The following is an 18,388-nucleotide window of genomic DNA, read 5'->3' as shown; positions in this document are numbered from 1 at the left end:
TTTTATGGTCGAGCCAGTGCACTGCGGGATCGAGCCTGCAGATGCGGGTGTTTTTTGATGAACTTGGGCAACGTTGCGTGGGGGGGATGGTGCGGGGTTGTGCGGGGGTGAGGCAATTCGCCGCAAACGGAACGGGGCGATAATCGAACGGAATGTCCTGGTTGGTTAATAAGTCTCCTGTGCTGGCCTCTTCGCGGGTAAACCCGCTCCTACAACGGCTTGCGCCCAACCACCGATATGTGTCCACCACACGATCCGTGTAGGAGCGGGTTCACCCGCGAATACGGTGGTGGCTGCGACGGTGAATCGCCAGGGGATACTGGCCAGCAGGCCCGGCCCTTGCGCGGGCTCGTCCGCAAAAAGGCCGGCACAGGCAGTAAAAAAAGCAAAGCCCACCGCTAAGGGTGGGCTTTCTACTTTTGTAACAAGGCCGATCAGCCTTTCGGTGTTTCCACCGATGCTTGCTGGTTGGCCTGCCCGGTCTGCTCGTACCAGCCACCGCCAAGCGCCTTGTACAGGTTGACCTCGCTGGTCAGCTGCGACAGGCGGTCTCCGATCAGTGCTTGCTGGGCACTGAACAGGTTGCGTTGGGCGTCAAGGAAGGTCAGGTTGCTGTCAATCCCGATGCGGTAACGGCGTTCGGCCAGGCGGTAGTAGTCCTGGTTTGCCTGCACCAGGTCGCGCTGGGCCTGTAACTGCTCGTCGAAGGTCTTGCGCGCCGCCAAGCCATCGGAGACTTCCTGGAAGGCGGTCTGGATGGTTTTTTCGTACTTGGCGACGTTGATGTCCTTCTGGATCTTCGAGTAGTCCAGGCTGGCTTTGAGGCTGCCGGCGTTGAAGATCGGCAGGTTGATCTGCGGCTGGAACAGCCAGGTGCCCTGGCCGCCTGAGAACAGGTGGCCCATGTCGGGGCTCAGGCTGCCGGCGTTGGCGGTCAGGCTGATGCTTGGGAAGAACGCTGCGCGTGCTGCGCCAATGTTGGCGTTGGCGGCCTTGAGCAGGTGCTCGGCTTCCTGGATGTCCGGGCGACGCTGGAGGATATCCGATGGCAGCCCGGCCGGTACTTCGGCCAGTTGGTCGTCATCGAGCGCCAGTGGCTTGGCCAGGTCGGCAGGAATGCCGGTACCCAGCAGCACAGTCAGGCTGTTGACGTCCTGGGCGACCAGGCGCTGGTACTGCGAGTACTTGACCCGGGCGCCTTCCACGGCGGTGCGCGCCTGGCTGACGTCCAAGGCCGAGGCCACGCCGACTTCATTGCTGCGACGGGTGAGGTTGTAGCTTTCCTCGTAGGTCTTCAGCGTTTCTTCGGTCAGCTTGAACAGGGCCTGGTCGGCCTGCCAGGTGTAGTAGGCGTTGGCGACGCTGGCTACCAGGGCGATTTGCGTGGAACGACGCGCCTGCTCGCTGGAGAGGTAGGTTTCCAGGGCCTGCTCGGTCAGGCTGCGCACGCGGCCGAACAGGTCCAGCTCGTAGGCGCTGACGCCCAAAGTGGCCGAGTACTGGCTGGTGATGCCAGATTCGCCTGTTTGCGACATGTTCGCCGGGACACGCTGGCGGCTGCCGCTGCCGGTGGCCGAAACCGCCGGGAACAGGTCGGCGCGCTGAATGCGGTATTGCGCACGGTAGGCGTCGAGGTTCAGCGCCGCGACCCGCAGGTCGCGGTTATTGACCAGCGAGGTCTGGATCAGCTGTTGCAGCGCCGGGTCGTGGAAGAACTGGCGCCAGCCCTGTTCAGCAGCGGCAACATCCGCCGATTGCGTCGGCGAATAGGCAGGGCCTTGCGGCCACTGCGCAGCCACCGGCGCTTCCGGGGTCTGGTAGTCAGGGATCAGCGAGCAGCCGCCAAGAATGAAAGCGGTTACTGCCAGGGACAACAAAGACTTGGTCATTGCCCAGCCTCATAACGTGGATTTTCAGGGGTGACGTCTTTTTTCGGCTCTTTGCTGCCGAACAGCGACGACACTGCGACGAAGAACAGTGGTACCCAGAAGATAGCGAGCACGGTCGCACTGATCATGCCGCCGATCACGCCAGTACCGATGGCGTGCTGGCTGCCGGCGCCGGCGCCGCTGGCGATCGTCAACGGTACCACGCCCAGGATGAACGCCAGCGAGGTCATGATGATCGGGCGAAGACGCATGCGGGACGCTTCGATCGCTGAGTCGTACAGGCTACGACCTTGTTCGTGCAGCTCCTTGGCGAACTCGACGATCAGAATGGCGTTTTTCGCCGCAAGACCGATGGTGGTCAACAGGCCAACCAGGAAGTACACGTCGTTGGATAGGCCGCGCAGGCTGGTGGCGATCAGTGCACCGATGATACCCAGCGGTACTACCAGCACCACAGCGATCGGGATCGACCAGCTTTCGTACAGGGCTGCCAGGCACAGGAACACGAACAGTACCGAGAGGGCGAACAGCGCCGGCATCTGCGAGCCGGAGAGTTTTTCCTCGTAGGACATGCCGGTCCAGGAGAAGCCGATACCGCTTGGCAGCTCGCCAGCAATGCGCTCGACCTCGGCCATGGCTTCACCGGTACTGTAGCCAGGCGCCGGTGCACCGAGGATCTCCATCGCTTCGACACCGTTGTAACGCGACAGCTTTGGCGAGCCGTAGGTCCATTCGCCTTTGGCGAAGGAGGAGAACGGCACCATCTCGCCTGCGCCGTTGCGCACGTACCATTTTTGCAGGTCTTCCGGGCTCATCCGCGCGCTTGGTTCGCCCTGGATGTACACCTTCTTGACCCGGCCACGGTCGATGAAGTCATTGACGTAGCTGGCACCCAGTGCAATCGACAGGGTGTTGTTGATGTCGGCAATGGTCACGCCCAAGGCGCTGGCACGTTCGTCATCAATGCTCAGCTGGTACTGCGGTTCATCGTTCAGGCCGTTCGGTCGCACGGCGCTGAGGATCTTGCTCTGCGCGGCTTTGGCCAGGAACTGGTTGCGCGCCTCCATCAACTTCTCGTGGCCGACACCGCCGCGGTCCTGAAGGAACACGTCGAAGCCGGTGGCGTTACCCAGTTCAAGCACCGCTGGCGGGGCGAAGGCGAACACCATTGCATCACGGAAGGTGAAGAAGTGCTGCTGGGCACGCTGTGCCAGGGCGAACACGCTGTTCTCCTTCGAGCGTTCATCCCATGGTTTGAGCATGATGAATGCCATGCCTGAGCTCTGGCCGCGGCCTGCGAAGTTGAAACCGTTGACGGTGAATACCGACGATACGGTATCGGCTTCGTCCTTGAGCAGGTATTCACGCATCTGGTCGACCACGGCCTGCGTGCGTTCGGCACTGGAGCCGGCCGGGGTCTGCACCTGGGCGAACAGTACGCCTTGGTCTTCTTCCGGCAGGAACGCGGTAGGGATGCGGGCGAACAGCCAGATCATGCCGACCACGATCAGCGCATAGGCCAGCAGGAATGGCACCTTGTTGCGCAGGATGGTGCCGACACTGCGCTCGTAGCCATTGACGCTGCGGTCGAAGTTGCGGTTGAACCAGCCGAAGAAGCCGCCTTTGGCGGTGTGGTGCTCGCCCTTTTTCAGCGGCTTGAGCATGGTTGCGCAGAGCGCCGGGGTGAAGATAAGCGCAACCAGCACCGACAGGCCCATGGCCGAGACGATGGTGATGGAGAACTGCCGGTAGATGACACCCGTGGAACCGCCGAAGAACGCCATGGGCAGCAGTACGGCCGAGAGCACCAGGGCGATACCCACCAGGGCACCCTGGATCTGTTCCATCGAGCGCTTGGTAGCTTCCTTGGGCGGCAGGCCTTCCTCGGACATTACCCGCTCGACGTTCTCCACCACGACGATGGCGTCGTCCACCAGCAAGCCGATGGCCAATACCATGGCGAACATGGTCAGGGTGTTGATGCTGAAGCCCGCGGCGGCAAGGATGCCGAAGGTACCCAGCAATACGACCGGTACGGTCATGGTGGTGATGATGGTGGCGCGGAAGTTCTGCAGGAACAGGTACATCACCAGGAACACCAGCACCACGGCTTCGATCAGGGTGTGGATCACGCCGCTGATCGATTCGGTGACCACTGGGGTGGTGTCATACGGGAATACCGCTTTCACTCCAGGCGGGAAGAACGGTTCCAGGTCGGCGATGGTCTGGCGCAGTGCCTTGGCGGTGTCCAGGGCGTTGGCGCCGGTTGCCAGTTTTACCGCCAGGCCGGAAGCCGGCTTGCCGTTGAACTGGGCGCTGACTGCGTAGTTTTCACCCCCCAGGCCCACTTGGGCGACGTCACCCAAACGAACCTGTGAACCGTCTTTGTTGACCTTGAGCAGAATGTTCTCGAACTGCTCGGCGGTTTGCAGGCGGGTCTTGCCGATGATGGTGGCGTTAAGCTGGGTGCCCGGCAGGGCTGGCAGGCCGCCGAGTTGGCCGGAAGACACCTGCACGTTCTGTGCGGCCACAGCTGTCTTGACGTCGACCGGGGTCAGCTGGAACTTGTTCAGCTTGGCCGGATCGAGCCAGATACGCATGGCGTACTGCGCACCGAACACCTGGAAGTCACCCACACCCGCAGTACGCGAAATCGGGTCCTGCATGTTCGAGACGATGTAGTTGGCCAGGTCGTCCTTGGTCATGCTGCCGTCTTCGGAGACCAGGCCGATCACCAGCAGGAAGTTCTTCACTGCTTTGGTGACGCGGATACCTTGTTGCTGCACTTCCTGCGGCAGCAGCGGGGTAGCCAGGTTCAGCTTGTTCTGTACCTGTACCTGCGCGGTGTCGGGGTTGGTGCCCTGTTCGAAGGTGGCGGTAATGGTCATGCTGCCGTCGGAGTTACTTTCCGACGACACATAACGCAGGTTGTCGATACCGTTGAGCTGCTGCTCGATCACCTGCACCACGGTGTCCTGGACGGTTTGCGCCGAGGCGCCCGGGTAGGTCACGGCGATGGCGATGGCCGGCGGCGCGATACTGGGGTACTGGTTGATCGGCAGCTTCAGGATCGACAAGGCCCCGACCAGCATGATCACCAAGGCGATCACCCAGGCGAAGATCGGGCGATCGATAAAGAACTTCGACATGGTTTACTCCGCTTTGGCGTCTGCTTTCGCCGCGCTGGCCTGATCAGGGCCGGCCGGCTTCTTGACGTTGGTGGCTTCGCTGACCTTCACCTCAACGCCCGGGCGCACGTACTGCAGCCCTTCGGTGATCAGGCGGTCACCCGGGTTGAGGCCTTCCTCGATCAGCCAGTCGCTACCCAAGGTGCGGCTGGCCTTAAGCTGGCGCAGTTCGACCTTGTTCTCCTGGTTGACCACCAGGGCGGTTGGTGCGCCTTTAAGGTCGCGGGTCACGCCCTGTTGCGGTGCCAGGATGGCGTTGGCGTTGACCCCGGCCTTGAGCCGCGCATGCACGAACATGCCGGGCAGCAGGGTGTGATCGGGGTTGGGGAACAGGGCACGCAGGGTCACCGAGCCGGTGGTCTCGTCGACCGCGACTTCGGAGAATTCCAGGCGGCCTTCCTGCTTGAACAGGCTGCCGTCTTCCAGTACCAGTTGAACCGAGGCGGCGTTGTCGCCGGCCTTCTTCAGCTGGCCGCTTTCCAGGTCACGGCGCAGCTTGAGCAGCTCGGCGGTGGACTGGGTAACGTCGACATAAATAGGGTCGAGCTGCTGGATGGTGGCCATGGCATCGGTCTGACCATTGCTCACCAGTGCGCCTTCGGTGAACGAAGAACGGCCGATACGGCCGCTGATCGGCGCCAGAACCTTGGTGTAGCGCAGGTCGATCTGTGCGCTCTTGAGCGAAGCCTCGGCCTGCAATCGTTTGGCATTGGCGTCGTCATATTCCTGTTTGGAGACGGCCTGCTCGTCAATCAGTTGCTTGTAGCGTTCGGCCAGTGAGCGTGTAGCCAGCAGGTTGGCCTTGGCATTGGCCAGGGTGGCTTCGTATACGGCAGGGTCGATCTGATACAGCTGCTGGCCTTCCTTGACCTCACTGCCTTCCTTGAACAGGCGCTTGAGGATGATGCCGTTGACCTGCGGGCGCACTTCGGCGACGCGGTAGGCACTGGTACGCCCCGGTAATTCCGAGGTGAGGGTGAAGGCTTGCGGCTGGATGGTCACGACGCCGACCTGAGGAGCCTGCGCCGCTGGCGCTGCTTCTTCTTTCTTACAGCCACTGAGCAGGGTTGCCAGGGCGACGGCGGAAACCAGAGCGGTAACGGCTGGCTTGAATTGCATGAGGATCCTCGGGTCGCTGGAGCAGGGAGACGCTCAAGAGTAATGGAAGAGATCTTGATCTGGAAAAAATGCTATCCGGTGGATAAATAGCTTGCTAAGAAATATACTTACATTCATGGTTGTTTGTAAATACTGCTGGGCTGTACTCCGGTACTGCCTCAGCGCTTGATTAGCTCATCCGAGAGGCCCCCTGCAGAGGTTCCCCGGAGCGTTCCCCGCACGCGCTGCGCGTTCGGGCCAGATGAGGTTGTACTGCCATGGTCCGTAGAACCAAAGAAGAAGCCCAGGAAACCCGCGCCCAGATCATCGAGGCGGCGGAAAAGGCCTTCTACAAGCGCGGGGTTGCGCGAACCACCCTGGCCGACATCGCCGAACTGGCGGGTGTGACACGGGGGGCGATCTACTGGCACTTCAACAACAAGGCCGAGCTGGTGCAGGCGTTGCTCGACAGCCTGCACGAGACCCATGACCATTTGGCGCGCGCGAGCGAAAGCGAGGATGAAGTCGACCCGCTTGGCTGCATGCGCAAGCTGCTGTTGCAGGTGTTCAACGAGCTGGTGCTCGATGCCCGAACCCGTCGTATCAATGAAATCCTGCATCACAAGTGTGAGTTCACCGATGACATGTGTGAAATTCGCCAGCAGCGCCAGAGTGCGGTGCTGGATTGCCACAAGGGCATCACCCTGGCGCTGGCCAATGCCGTACGCCGGGGCCAGTTGCCTGGCGAGCTGGATGTCGAGCGCGCGGCGGTGGCCCTGTTTGCCTATGTCGATGGCCTGATCGGGCGCTGGCTCTTGCTGCCTGACAGTGTCGATTTGTTGGGTGATGTCGAAAAATGGGTCGACACCGGGCTGGATATGCTGCGCTTGAGCCCGGCTCTGCGCAAATGACACTTTGTTAAGGATTGTGAGGGAGTGTTTCCCCTTTGTATTAAGGGGGGGTTAAGGGCGCGGCCGCCCTGCGGCTGTTCGCAGCACGAGGCGGCTCTTGCAGCGATTGCGCAGCCTTCAGCGGCCGCGCAATTGCCGGTCGGGCAAAGCCAATGCTGCAAACAGCCCCAGCACCGCGACGACCGCACTCCCTATCAGCAGCTGGCTGAACGTCTTCAACAACTGCCCCTGAGTCACCAGGTCCACCTCTGCGGCCTTCAAGCTCCCCAGCAACGGATTACCCGAAAGTTCGAAACCACCCTGATGCAGCAGTGCCAGCAACAGGCTGGACATGCACGCCACGCCCATGGCTCCGCCCAGCGAGCGGAACAGGTTGGTGGTGCTGGTGGCCACGCCGATGTCCTTGCTGGCGACCGCGCTTTGTGTGCCCACCAGCGAGGTCGGGAATTGCAGCCCGCAGGCAAACCCGGTAAGCAGCATGAACAGCGCACCGAGCAACGCGGATTGCGGCGGAGTCAGTGCCATCGCGAATATGGCCACTGGCATCAGCAGTGCACCGGCCAGGATCTGCGGCTTGTAGCGCCCGGTCCGGCTGGTCATGCGGCCTCCTGTGAAAGCACCCATGGGCAGCCCCATGGCCAGCGGCAGCAGGTGCAGGGCGGCGCTGTCGGCACCGGCGCCGGTGATGCCTTGGTAACGCAAGGGCATGAGCATGGTCAGGGAAATGGACTGGAAACTGGCGAAAAAGATCACTGCCCAGCACAGCACCGCCACCCGGTTGCCGAACAGGCTGAGCGGCAGCAGCGGCTCCGGGCAGCGGCGTTCGTGGGCGATGAAAAGCGTCAGGCCAAGCAGGGCGCAGCCGAACAGCGCCAGCACGGCCGGGTCGGCCCAGGTGTGGCCCTGGCCCACCATGGTAATGCCCAGTAGCAGGCTGCCAAGGCCGAGAATCAACAGCATGGCGCCAAGGTAGTCCACCTGTGCCTCGCGACGCTGCATCGGCATGCCGCCGAGCGCACGGCCTATGGCCCACAAGGCGACCAGCCCCAGCGGCAGGTTGATCCAGAACACCCAGCGCCACGACAGATACTCGGTCAACCAGCCGCCCAGCACTGGCCCAGCCACGCTGGCCGCGGCGTACATGCTGCTGAAGTAGCCCTGGTAGCGGCCGCGTTCGCGTGGGGGCACGAAGTCGCCAATGATTGCCTGGCTCACCGAGACCATGCCGCCTGCGCCAATACCCTGCAGTACCCGGGCCAGCAACAGTTGCTGCATGTCCTGGGCCATGGCGCAGGCAATAGAAGCCAGGGTGAACAGGCTGATGCCGGTGAGGATCATCCGGCGCCGGCCGTAAAGGTCGCCCAGTTTGCCGTAGATCGGCACGGCCACGGTCATTGCCACCATGTACCCGGAAATGACCCAGGCCAGCATGCCGACATCGCTGAACTGTGCCGAGATGGCGGGCAGCGAGACGGCGACGATGGTCTGGTCCAGAGCGCCAAGGAAGATGGCCAGCATGAGGGCGGTGAGCACATTGCGCAGGGAGGTGGGGGGCAGGGCGGCGGTCACGGGAATACCTTGTTTGTCTATGGCAGCCCCTTCGCGGGCAAGCCTGCTCTCACAGAAGCCCACAAATTGTACCCTGAGTTAGGTAGCTTCCTATGTACTATCTGCATCCCCTATGCAAGATCGGCATTGGCGCATTCATCCAGTGCGGCATGGCTGCGTGATATCGTTGGTATGCCACAGAGGCTGAATTTCGGGGCTTGCACCAGCTTGGTGCAACATATTGCCGCAGGTTTTTCAGTCCGCTGTCTCCCACACCTTTTATTCCTCTGCCTGCATGTCGAGCATGACCGCCCAGATGGCGACGGTTGGAACAGGTCAGGTAGACCCGATTACAGGGGTCGGTAGTTACCGTTCAAATTTCAACTTTTTTTGCGGAGTGATCATGCCCAAGGCTTCCCACCAAGATCTGCGTTTTGCCTTCCGCGAGCTGCTCGCTTCAGGTTCCTGTTTCCACACTGCCTCGGTGTTCGACCCGATGTCGGCACGCATTGCCGCAGACCTGGGCTTCGAAGTCGGTATCCTCGGCGGTTCGGTCGCTTCGTTGCAGGTGCTGGCTGCTCCGGACTTCGCTCTGATCACCCTCAGCGAGTTCGTCGAGCAGGCCACCCGCATTGGTCGGGTTGCGCAACTGCCGGTACTCGCGGACGCCGACCACGGCTACGGCAACGCACTGAATGTGATGCGCACGGTGACCGAACTGGAGCGCGCCGGTGTGGCCGCGCTGACCATCGAGGACACCCTGCTGCCTGCCCAGTTCGGGCGCAAGTCCACCGACCTGATTCCGGTCGAGGAGGGTGTTGGCAAGATCCGCGCGGCGCTGGAGGCACGAGTCGACTCGTCCCTGTCGATCATTGCCCGTACCAACGCGGGCGTACTCAGCACCGAAGAAATCATCGTGCGTACGCAGAGCTACCAGAAGGCGGGCGCTGATGGCATTTGCATGGTCGGAGTCAAAGACTTCGAGCAGCTCGAGCAGATTGCCGAGCACCTGACGGTGCCGCTGATGCTGGTCACCTATGGCAACCCGAACCTGCGCGATGACGAACGCCTGGCGCGTCTGGGCGTGCGCATCGTAGTCGATGGCCATGCGGCTTACTTTGCCGCGATCAAGGCCACTTACGACTGCCTGCGGCTGCAGCGTGGTCGGCAGAACAAGTCGGAAAACCTCAGTGCTACCGAGCTGTCGCACACCTACACCCAGCCTGAAGACTACATTCGCTGGGCCAAGGAATACATGAGCGTCGAGGAGTGATCGGCAGGGCGCCGTCCATTCAACGGACGGCGCTCAAGTTTGCACTCCACAGTCGGTCATTGAGTCGCCTGCTTCGCGGGCATGCCCGCTCCCACTGGTACCGCGCAGATCCCAAGGCATGTGCATACCTGTGGGCGAGCCCGCGAAAGGGCTGTCACAGGCTGGCCTGGCCCTCCAGCCAGTCCAGTAATTCGAGCAACCCCGGCGGCAAGCTTCTGGCCTGGCTCACCAGGTAATACCCCTTGCCCGTCAGCACCTTCAGCGCAAACGGCATGCACAACCGCCCACCGCGCAGGTCATCGCCAATCAGCGACCAGTCACCGATCGCCACCCCTGTGCCCTGCGAAGCCATGGCCATCGCCATGTCCAGTGTCTCGAAATGCTGTTTGGGTCCATGTGTGGCTAGCGTCACTCCAGCCGCCTGCAACCACAACCGCCAGTCGTGTTCATCCCGCGAGGGGTGCAGCAGCATGTGCCTGGCCAGGTCTTCCACCTGCTGCAACGGCACTGGCCCTTCACGCAGTGACGGTGCGCACACCGGGGTCAGTTGCTCATCGAACAGTTTGCGCACGTGTAGCCCGTGGTTTGGCGCATTGCCATAGACCACCGCTGCATCGAAGCCCTCGCGACGCAAATCCACCCCGTGCTGCACGGTCGTAGTCAGCTCCACCGGTACGTCCGGGCGCAGTGCCTGCCATTCCATCAGGCGCGGCAGCAGCCAACGCATCACGCAGGTGGGTGCCTTGAGCTGCAAGGTAGTGCTGTGCTCACCCACTTCGCGCACCCCCTGTTCGATCAGCGCGAACACCTGCTGCACCCGCGGTAGCCAGTCCAGGCCTTCACGGGTCAGGCTCAATCCGCGGGCCTCGCGCTTGAACAGGGCATAACCCAGGTGTTCTTCGAGAGCTGCAATCTGGCGGCTGACAGCGCCCTGGGTGATGTGCAACTGCTGACCGGCGCGGGTGAAGTTGCAGTGCTGGGCGGTGACCAGAAATGTGTGCAGGGCAGGCAGGGGTGGGAGGCGTTTCATTGCAGTAAGCCATGATCACAGGACATGGCTAGTATGTGTTTTTTTACATTGTGGCGATAGCCGTGGCTTGGGTCCAATAAGGGCATACCCCAACAAGATTCATGGTGATCCCTGATGGCAACCTGCGGCGAAGTACTGGTCAAACTCCTTGAAGGCTATGGCGTCGATCATGTCTTCGGCATTCCCGGTGTACATACCGTGGAGCTCTATCGTGGCCTTGCGGGTTCTTCCATTCGCCACATCACCCCACGTCATGAGCAAGGTGCCGGGTTCATGGCTGACGGCTATGCGCGCACCCGCGGCAAACCCGGGGTGTGCTTCATTATCACCGGCCCGGGCATGACCAATATCACCACTGCCATGGGCCAGGCCTATGCCGACTCGATCCCGATGCTGGTGATTTCCAGCGTGCAGTCCCGTGACCAGCTGGGCGGTGGCCGTGGCAAGCTGCACGAGCTGCCCAACCAAGCCGCGCTGGTATCGGGTGTAGCGGCGTTTTCCCACACCTTGATGAGTGCAGCCGACTTGCCGCAGGTGCTGGCCCGGGCATTTGCCGTGTTCGACAGTGCCCGGCCACGCCCGGTGCATATCGAAATCCCGCTTGATGTGCTGGTTGAGCCGGCCGACTTCCTGCTGCCGGGCCGCCCCGTACGTGGTAGTCGGGCAGGGGCTGCACCGCAGGCCGTGGCGCAGATGGCAGAGCGACTGGCCAGTGCACGTCGGCCGCTGATTCTGGCCGGTGGCGGGGCGTTGGCTGCGGGCGCTGCGCTGGCGCGCCTGGCCGAACACCTTCAGGCCCCGGTGGCGCTGACCATCAATGCCAAAGGCTTGTTGCCTGCCAGCCACCCATTGCAGATCGGCTCGACCCAGTCGTTACCCGCCACACGGGCGCTGGTGGCCGAGGCCGATGTGGTGCTGGCGATCGGCACCGAACTGGCCGAAACCGATTATGACGTGACCTTCAAGGGTGGTTTCGAGATCCCGGGCAGGCTGCTGCGCATTGACATCGACCCGGACCAAACCGTGCGCAATTATCTGCCGGAGCTGGCGCTGGTAGCCGATGCCGAACTGGCAGCCGAAGCGCTGCTCGGCGCCCTGCAAGCCCAGCCGCAGCCAGTGCACGAAAGCACTTGGGGCGTGGCCCGCGTGGCCAATCTGCGCAAGGTCCTGGCGGCAGACTGGGACCAGCCCACCCTGAGCCAGACGCGCTTGCTGAGCGCCATACTGGAGCGCCTGCCTGATGCCATTCTGGTGGGCGACTCGACCCAACCTGTGTACACCGGCAACCTGACACTCGACATGGAGCAGCCACGCCGCTGGTTCAACGCCTCGACCGGTTACGGCACCTTGGGTTACGCGTTGCCAGCAGCCATGGGCGCCTGGTTGGGCAGTGCCGAGCAGGCCGTCGAACGCGCCCCGGCGGTGTGCCTGATTGGTGATGGTGGTTTGCAGTTCACCCTGCCGGAACTGGCCAGTGCAGTGGAGGCGCAGGTACCGCTGATCGTGCTGCTGTGGAATAACCAGGGGTACGAGGAAATCAAGAAATACATGGTCAATCGGGCGATCGAGCCGGTCGGGGTGGATATCCATACCCCGGATTTCATCGGCGTGGCGCGGGCGTTGGGCGCGGCAGCAGAGAACGTGGCCGATATCCCCCAATTGCAGGTGGCGCTCGGGCAAGCGGTGGAGCGCAAAGGGCCGACCTTGATCCAGGTGGACCAGAATCAGTGGCAGGCGGCAGTGTCGGGTTGAAGCATAGCGATTGCCTGTATCGGCCTCTCGCGCCTGCAGGTAGCGCGCAATTTTCGCATCTGTGCAAAAACCTGTAGGAGCGGGTTTACCCGCGAAAGCACCGGTGCAGGCGAGTGGCGAGCTTCAGACCGCAGTAGCCCGCAACCGAGCCACATCACGAATCGGCGGCGCGCCGTAAAGCCGGCTGTATTCACGGCTGAATTGCGACGGGCTTTCATAACCCACCCGATAAGCCGCCACCGCCGCCTCCAGCCCGTCGTTCAACATCAGCCGCCGCGCCTCCTGCAGGCGCAGTTGCTTCTGGTACTGAAGCGGGCTCATCGAGGTCACGGCCTTGAAGCGGTGGTGCAAGGTCGAGGTGCTGAGGTTGACCTCACGGGCCAGGTCCTCGATCCGCAGCGGCTGTTGGTAGTTGTTGTTGAGCCAAGTGATGGCCTGGCACACCCGGTGGGTCTGGCTGTTGGCCAAGGCAATTTCATACAGCCGGTAACCCTGCGGACCACGCAGCAGGCGGTAGAGAATCTCGCGGCGGAACAGCGGCGCCAGCATTGCGATGTCGCGGGGGGTGTCCAACAGCCGCAGCAACCGCAGCAGGGCATCGAGTAACGCGGCATCTGTCCTTTCCACATACAAACCACGGCCGGAAGGTCGATTGGGTACCAGCATCGGCCCGCTCTCGGCGATCAGCTGGCTGATCTCGGCCGGGTCCAGGTCCATGCGCAGGCCCAGGCTTGGGTTCTCGGGGCTGGCATCCAGCCTCACGGCACTGAGTGGCAAGGTCACCGAAACGACCATGTAATGCAGTGGGTCGTAGGCGTACTGCTCGTCACCCAGGAACAGGCTTTTGCTGCCTTGGGCAAGGATGCACAGAGCAGGCTGCGCCAGGGTGGGTACAGAACGCACATTTTCGGTGTAACGCACCAGGTGCAGGTCATCGATGGCCGATGCTGGGCCATGGGGCTCGCCCGCGTGGCGGTTGATCAGCTCGGCCAGCTCCAGGCGCTGCAGTTCCAGGGTCGGTTCGGTGGACGTGGCGGTGGTCATGATGGCTTTCCTCTGCTGACCGACGCAGCATAGGTTTGGGCAAAGACGGGCGCTAGTCGAAAGCTGCACGCCGATTGCCTGATCCTGCCGCGCTGCAGGATCAGGCAATCGGCGTGCAGTAATGGCCTAACGCGCCGCGCGGGTGAGCGCCTAACCTTGGCAGCCTGGCTTTTCCGTCCGCCTGCTTCAAGGAGATTGTGCAATGACCCTCAAACAACCGGTCACCCACCTTGCTTTCATCCGTGCCAGCAGCGGGCGCTCGGCAGAGCTGGGCGCGCGCCTGCGTGACATGCTTGAGCCTTCGCTGCGTACACCGGGTTGCCTGAGTTTTACCGTGCAGCGTTCGCAGGCTGATGCTGACCTGTGGTTGCTCAGCGGAAGCTGGCAGGACCAGCAGGCGATGAGTGGTTACTTTGCTTCGCCGACACTGGAGGTGTTTGGTGAGCTGGTGCAGGCCCAGGTGGTCAGCAGCCTGGACTTGCATACCTTCGATTGAGTGTTGATGAGGTAAAGTGACGCCTTTGTTCAATCACGCGGACAGCAATATGGCACGTAGGGAATTCACTCATTTCGAAGCGGTATCGGCGATGGTGCCGGTGGAAGGTGGCGGCTACAACGCCGCCATCGCGGTCAAAGCCTTGGGCATGGGCGGCGCGCCGCGCTTTCACAAGGTTCTCGACGGGCAGGTGTTCAAGGGCGCCGTGGCCGCCGACGAAGCGGCCACCGCTGAGCTGCAACGCCTGCAGGGCGTCAGCGAAGAGGGTGAGCTGGTCTGGTGATCAGGCCGGCGGCCGGGCCATCTTGAACAGGTTGCCCAGCTCGAAATAGTCCGCCGGGCCACCCCCACGCAGGATAGGCTCGGCGGCAGCGGTATCGTAGATGCCGTTGTTCAGCAGGTGCTCGGCAATGTGCACCGCCACCACTTCCCCAAGGATCAGCCAGCTGGGCACCTGTTCCTGGTCGGCCCGCTTGAGCTGGACGATCTGGCTGACCTTGCACTCGAAGGCTACCGGCGTTTCACCCACGCGCGGCACCTTGACGATGCTCGAGGGTGCGGCAGTGAGGCCGCTCAATTCGAATTCGTTTACTTCGGCAGCAACCGGTGCGCAGCTCAGGTTCATTTGCTCGGCCAGAGGGCGGGTGGCCAGGTTCCAGACGAACTCACCGGTCTGCTCGATGTTGTTCAGGCTGTCTTTGCGCCCGACGCTGCAGAAACCGATGATCGGCGGGATGTAGTTGAACGCATTGAAGAAGCTGTAAGGCGCCAGGTTCAGGCGGCCTTCGCGGTCCTGAGAGGAGATCCAGCCGATAGGGCGGGGACCGACGATGGCATTGAACGGGTCGTGCGGCAGGCCGTGGCCTTTGGCGGGTTCGTAGTAATACATCTGTGCTGGGCTTGTTGGCCCTACCTCCTGGTGGACAAGGTGCCTAGTGTGCCAAGCCTGAGCTCGCCTGCAAATGATCAAGCCCGGCCGAAGCCGGGCTGGGTGCTCGCAATCAGGTATCAGCTGATGCGGTGCGCGTTGGTGCGGTTGAAGCCATCTTCGGCAAAGTGCTGGCCGCCGGTGCGGTCGAAACCGTCTTCGGCGAAGCGTTGGCCGTTGGTGCGATCGAAGCCGTCTTCGGCGAAGCGCTGGCCGTTGGTGCGATCGAAGCCGTCTTCGGCGAAGCGTTGGCCGTTGGTGCGATCGAAGCCGTCTTCGGCGAAGCGTTGGCCGTTGGTGCGATCGAAGCCGTCTTCGGCGAAGCGTTGGCCGTTGGTGCGATCAAAGCCGTCTTCAGCGTAGCTGGCGGGCTGGGTTTGAGCGGCGGCAAAGGTGTGTGCGTCGGTCCGGTCGAAGCCATCTTCGGCGAAGGCGCCCGCTGCGAAAACCGAGAGGGCCAGGGTAAGGATCAGTTTGTTTTTCATGATGGTTGCTCCAGGGGTTTGTGAGTTGTTTGTTTCTATGGGTTTAATCCTACGCCTAATAAATTGATTAAAAAGCGCAAAAAATAGCGCTTAAAAATCGAATTAATAGATGTTTCTGTGCGTGCTTCGCGTGAGTCAGGCAGCGGTGTCATCCACTAGCCGCGAGCACTCACGTAGTCGTTTTGTCAGCCATTGCAGCTTGACGGGCGCGAATTAATGGGGCGTTAAGAATGAAATTTCTTGTTTCAAAGTTCGATCGACGCTTTTTTCATGTACCACCAACCGTTTTTTCAGATGCTGCTCAGCAACATCGCCGCACCTCAGACTGGAGCGGCACAACAATGAACAAACTCCCGCAAATCACCTTGGCCTTCTGGGTCATGAAGATCTGCGCAACCACCCTTGGCGAAACGGCAGGCGACTTGCTGTCGATGACGTTGAACATCGGCTATGCACTCAGCTCGTTGATGCTGATCAGCGTGTTCCTGCTGACCTTGGTCGGCCAGCTCTACTCGCGCCGCTACCACCCGATGCTGTATTGGCTGGTGATTCTTTCCACCAGTACCGCTGGTACCACCATCTCCGACTTCATGGACCGCACCCTGGGCCTGGGTTATGCCGCGGGTTCGGCCCTCCTGATCGGCATCCTGCTGGTGACCTTCCTGGCCTGGCGCCTCAGCGGCAACCCGCTGGATGTCAACCGCATCAAGAACCGAACGGGCGAGCTGTTCTACTGGGTGGCAATCCTGTTTTCCAACACCCTCGGCACCGCGCTGGGCGACTACCTGGCCGATGACTCGGGGCTGGGCTTTGCCGGCGGCGCGCTGTTGATTGGCAGTGCCATTGCGCTGGTGGTGGTCGCCCGCTACTGGACGCGTATTCCCAGCGTGATGTTGTTCTGGGTCGCGTTCGTGCTCACTCGGCCGTTTGGCGCCACCTTGGGCGACTTCCTCACCAAACCCTATGAAAAGGGTGGCCTGGACTTCGGCACGGTCGGTTCTTCGGCTGTGCTGGGCGGGGTGCTGCTGGTGCTGGTGCTGCTGGCCAACCGGTACCAGCGTCGTGATCCGCGACAGGCACTTGAGATGTCCTGATCCTGCTTTCAGGTACGAGTGATCCGAATGGAATGTTTAGTCGGTTCTCAGCGAGATGAGTGCTGATCGAACAAATGAAAAGGGCGCACCTGAAACGGTGCGCCCTTTTCAGTTCGGCAGCTTCACATTCACTCAGTGGTAATCCGCGAGTGCTGCTTGGTGTCCTTCATGGTCGCGTAAACCAGCAGCGAGCAGGCGATACAGGCGGTGACGTACCAGTAAAAGCCGCTCTCCATCCCAGCGCTCTTGAACCACAGGGCCACGTATTCGGCGGTGCCACCGAAGATCGACACGGTCAGGGCATACGGCAGGCCCACGCCCAGGGCGCGAATCTCGGTAGGGAACAGCTCGGCTTTGACCACGGCGTTGATCGAGGTATAGCCGCTTACGATGATCAGCGCTGCCATGATCAGGAAGAACGCCCCCCACCAGCTCTGGATGGTGTGCAGGGTGCTGAGGATGGGGACGGTGAACAGGGTGCCGAGCACACCAAAGGCGATCAGGATCGGACGGCGGCCGATCTTGTCGGACAGACCACCGATCACCGGCTGCAGGCACATGAACAGGAACAGCGTGGCGGCCGAGATGGTGGTCGAGTCACTGATGCTCATACCTACGGAGTTGACCAGGTACTTCTGCATGTAGGTGGTGTAGGTGTAGAAGGCCAGGGTACCGCCCATGGTCAGACCGACGACGGTCATCAGCTCCTTGGGGTGACGCAGCAGCGTGCGCATCAGGCTTTCCTTGGCCTTTTCCTTCTTGGTGAACGAGGCGGTTTCTTCCATGCCGCGACGCAGGTACAGGGCCACCACGGCGCACAGCGCACCGATCACGAACGGCACGCGCCAGCCCCAGGCGTACAATTGCTCGGTGGTCAGGGTCTGTTGCAGGACGATCAGCACCGCCAGGGCGATGAGCTGGCCGGAGATCAGGGTCACGTACTGGAAGCTGGAGAAGAAACCACGGCGCTCTTTGCTGGCCATTTCACTGAGGTAGGTGGCCGAGGTGCCGTATTCACCACCCACCGACAGGCCTTGCAGCAGGCGTGCGATGACCAGCAGGACAGGCGCGGCGACGCCGATGGTTTCATAACCCGGGGTCAGGGCGATGACCAGCGAGCCCGCGCACATGAGCAGTACCGACGCCATCAGCGCGGCCTTGCGGCCCTTGCGGTCGGCGTACAGGCCCATCAGCCAGCCACCGATCGGGCGCATAAGGAAGCCCACGGCGAAGATCGCGGCGGTATTGAGCAGTTGTGCGGTGGAGTCGCCGGCCGGGAAGAAGGCTTTGGCGAAGTACAGCGAGAATGCGGCGTAGACGTACCAGTCGTACCATTCGACCATGTTGCCGATGGACCCGCTGAATATCGACTTCAGGCGGCTGGCGGTGGTTTTTTCTGCGGCAGGCGCGGTGGCCGCCCCTGCGGGCAGGGAGGTGGCGTTATCCATCAGGGATACCTTCTCGTTGTTTTTGTGGAGCGCGCCGTGGCGCAGCTTGCCAAGGCAATTGCAGAAGGTGTGCCAAATGGGTGCGGGTTGATTCATTTGAGGGCATCAAATATCCCAAGCCGGCACAGTAGTGGGCCTTGCGCCGCCCTATGCAGGAGCGGGCCTGACCGCGAAGGGCTGCAAAGCAGTCCGAAATCTCGATGT

General features: G+C 61.8%; 15 protein-coding genes. 6 read left to right on the top strand and 9 right to left on the bottom strand.

Annotated features, from left to right (window positions below):
• Positions 1 to 434: 434 nt before the first annotated feature.
• The 3 genes from INQ47_RS08405 to ttgA are packed head-to-tail and all read right to left on the bottom strand — an operon-like array spanning position 435 to position 6,196.
• Complete coding sequence (locus INQ47_RS08405) at positions 435 to 1,889, bottom strand: AdeC/AdeK/OprM family multidrug efflux complex outer membrane factor (protein WP_252459392.1); 1,455 nt, start codon at positions 1,887 to 1,889, stop codon at positions 435 to 437.
• The gene (gene ttgB / locus INQ47_RS08400) at positions 1,886 to 5,038 is read right to left on the bottom strand and encodes a multidrug efflux RND transporter permease subunit TtgB (protein WP_404701496.1); all 3,153 of its coding nucleotides are present in this window, start codon (positions 5,036 to 5,038) and stop codon (positions 1,886 to 1,888) included. Before ttgB ends, INQ47_RS08405 begins: the two co-directional genes overlap by 4 nt.
• Positions 5,039 to 5,041: 3 nt before the next feature.
• The gene (gene ttgA, locus INQ47_RS08395) at positions 5,042 to 6,196 is read right to left on the bottom strand and encodes a toluene efflux RND transporter periplasmic adaptor subunit TtgA (RefSeq protein WP_404701495.1); all 1,155 of its coding nucleotides are present in this window, start codon (positions 6,194 to 6,196) and stop codon (positions 5,042 to 5,044) included.
• A gap of 257 nt (positions 6,197 to 6,453) precedes the next feature.
• On the opposite strand from ttgA, the gene ttgR reads away from it, so the two are divergent.
• Positions 6,454 to 7,086 carry an efflux transport transcriptional regulator TtgR gene (gene ttgR, locus INQ47_RS08390; protein ID WP_103463022.1) on the top strand — a complete coding sequence of 211 codons (633 nt, stop codon included), beginning with the start codon at positions 6,454 to 6,456 and terminating at the stop codon, positions 7,084 to 7,086.
• Positions 7,087 to 7,203: 117 nt separating this feature from the next.
• On the opposite strand, the gene INQ47_RS08385 is transcribed toward ttgR, so the two are convergent.
• Positions 7,204 to 8,655 (bottom strand): MDR family MFS transporter, encoded by a 1,452-nt coding sequence (locus INQ47_RS08385; RefSeq protein ID WP_404701494.1) that lies wholly within the window; start codon positions 8,653 to 8,655, stop codon positions 7,204 to 7,206.
• A gap of 382 nt (positions 8,656 to 9,037) precedes the next feature.
• Here INQ47_RS08385 and INQ47_RS08380 point away from each other — a divergent pair, with 382 nt between their 5' ends.
• On the top strand, positions 9,038 to 9,907 hold the full coding sequence (locus INQ47_RS08380; RefSeq protein ID WP_103463020.1) for an oxaloacetate decarboxylase: 870 nt from the start codon (positions 9,038 to 9,040) through the stop codon (positions 9,905 to 9,907).
• A 154-nt stretch (positions 9,908 to 10,061) separates the two neighbouring features.
• On the opposite strand, the gene INQ47_RS08375 is transcribed toward INQ47_RS08380, so the two are convergent.
• Positions 10,062 to 10,937 (bottom strand): LysR substrate-binding domain-containing protein, encoded by an 876-nt coding sequence (locus tag INQ47_RS08375; protein WP_021785776.1) that lies wholly within the window; start codon positions 10,935 to 10,937, stop codon positions 10,062 to 10,064.
• 114 nt (positions 10,938 to 11,051) lie between these two features.
• Between INQ47_RS08375 and INQ47_RS08370 the strand changes: the two genes are divergently transcribed.
• Entirely contained in the window at positions 11,052 to 12,689 is a 1,638-nt protein-coding gene (locus INQ47_RS08370) for a 5-guanidino-2-oxopentanoate decarboxylase (protein ID WP_252459389.1), read from the top strand.
• Positions 12,690 to 12,812: 123 nt separating this feature from the next.
• Here INQ47_RS08370 and INQ47_RS08365 read toward each other — a convergent pair whose 3' ends face one another.
• Positions 12,813 to 13,733, bottom strand: coding sequence for an AraC family transcriptional regulator N-terminal domain-containing protein (locus INQ47_RS08365; protein ID WP_404701493.1), 921 nt, complete (start codon positions 13,731 to 13,733; stop codon positions 12,813 to 12,815).
• 202 nt (positions 13,734 to 13,935) lie between these two features.
• On the opposite strand from INQ47_RS08365, the gene INQ47_RS08360 reads away from it, so the two are divergent.
• Both INQ47_RS08360 and INQ47_RS08355 read left to right on the top strand, forming a co-directional pair.
• A complete protein-coding gene (locus INQ47_RS08360; protein WP_021785773.1) occupies positions 13,936 to 14,229 on the top strand; it encodes a putative quinol monooxygenase in 294 nt (97 codons plus the stop codon).
• 16 nt (positions 14,230 to 14,245) lie between these two features.
• On the top strand, positions 14,246 to 14,512 hold the full coding sequence (locus tag INQ47_RS08355) for a hypothetical protein (protein WP_014859143.1): 267 nt from the start codon (positions 14,246 to 14,248) through the stop codon (positions 14,510 to 14,512).
• On the opposite strand, the gene INQ47_RS08350 is transcribed toward INQ47_RS08355, so the two are convergent.
• Both INQ47_RS08350 and INQ47_RS08345 read right to left on the bottom strand, forming a co-directional pair.
• On the bottom strand, positions 14,513 to 15,118 hold the full coding sequence (locus tag INQ47_RS08350; protein ID WP_010952506.1) for a flavin reductase family protein: 606 nt from the start codon (positions 15,116 to 15,118) through the stop codon (positions 14,513 to 14,515).
• Between the two features lie 119 nt (positions 15,119 to 15,237).
• Positions 15,238 to 15,642: a heme utilization protein gene (locus tag INQ47_RS08345; protein ID WP_103463017.1), complete on the bottom strand. Its 405-nt coding sequence runs from the start codon at positions 15,640 to 15,642 to the stop codon at positions 15,238 to 15,240.
• A 341-nt stretch (positions 15,643 to 15,983) separates the two neighbouring features.
• On the opposite strand from INQ47_RS08345, the gene INQ47_RS08340 reads away from it, so the two are divergent.
• Positions 15,984 to 16,736, top strand: a complete 753-nt coding sequence (locus tag INQ47_RS08340) for a hypothetical protein (protein WP_084850828.1) — start codon at positions 15,984 to 15,986, stop codon at positions 16,734 to 16,736.
• A gap of 128 nt (positions 16,737 to 16,864) precedes the next feature.
• On the opposite strand, the gene INQ47_RS08335 is transcribed toward INQ47_RS08340, so the two are convergent.
• Positions 16,865 to 18,184: an MFS transporter gene (locus tag INQ47_RS08335; RefSeq protein ID WP_028697504.1), complete on the bottom strand. Its 1,320-nt coding sequence runs from the start codon at positions 18,182 to 18,184 to the stop codon at positions 16,865 to 16,867.
• Positions 18,185 to 18,388: the final 204 nt, after the last annotated feature.

It is taken from the genome of Pseudomonas sp. 3HC3 (assembly GCF_044904505.1).
Taxonomy (GTDB): Bacteria; Pseudomonadota; Gammaproteobacteria; order Pseudomonadales; family Pseudomonadaceae; genus Aquipseudomonas; species Aquipseudomonas putida_Y.
Note: the sequence above shows the minus strand (reverse complement) of the source record. Positions and strands in the feature narration are given on the sequence as shown.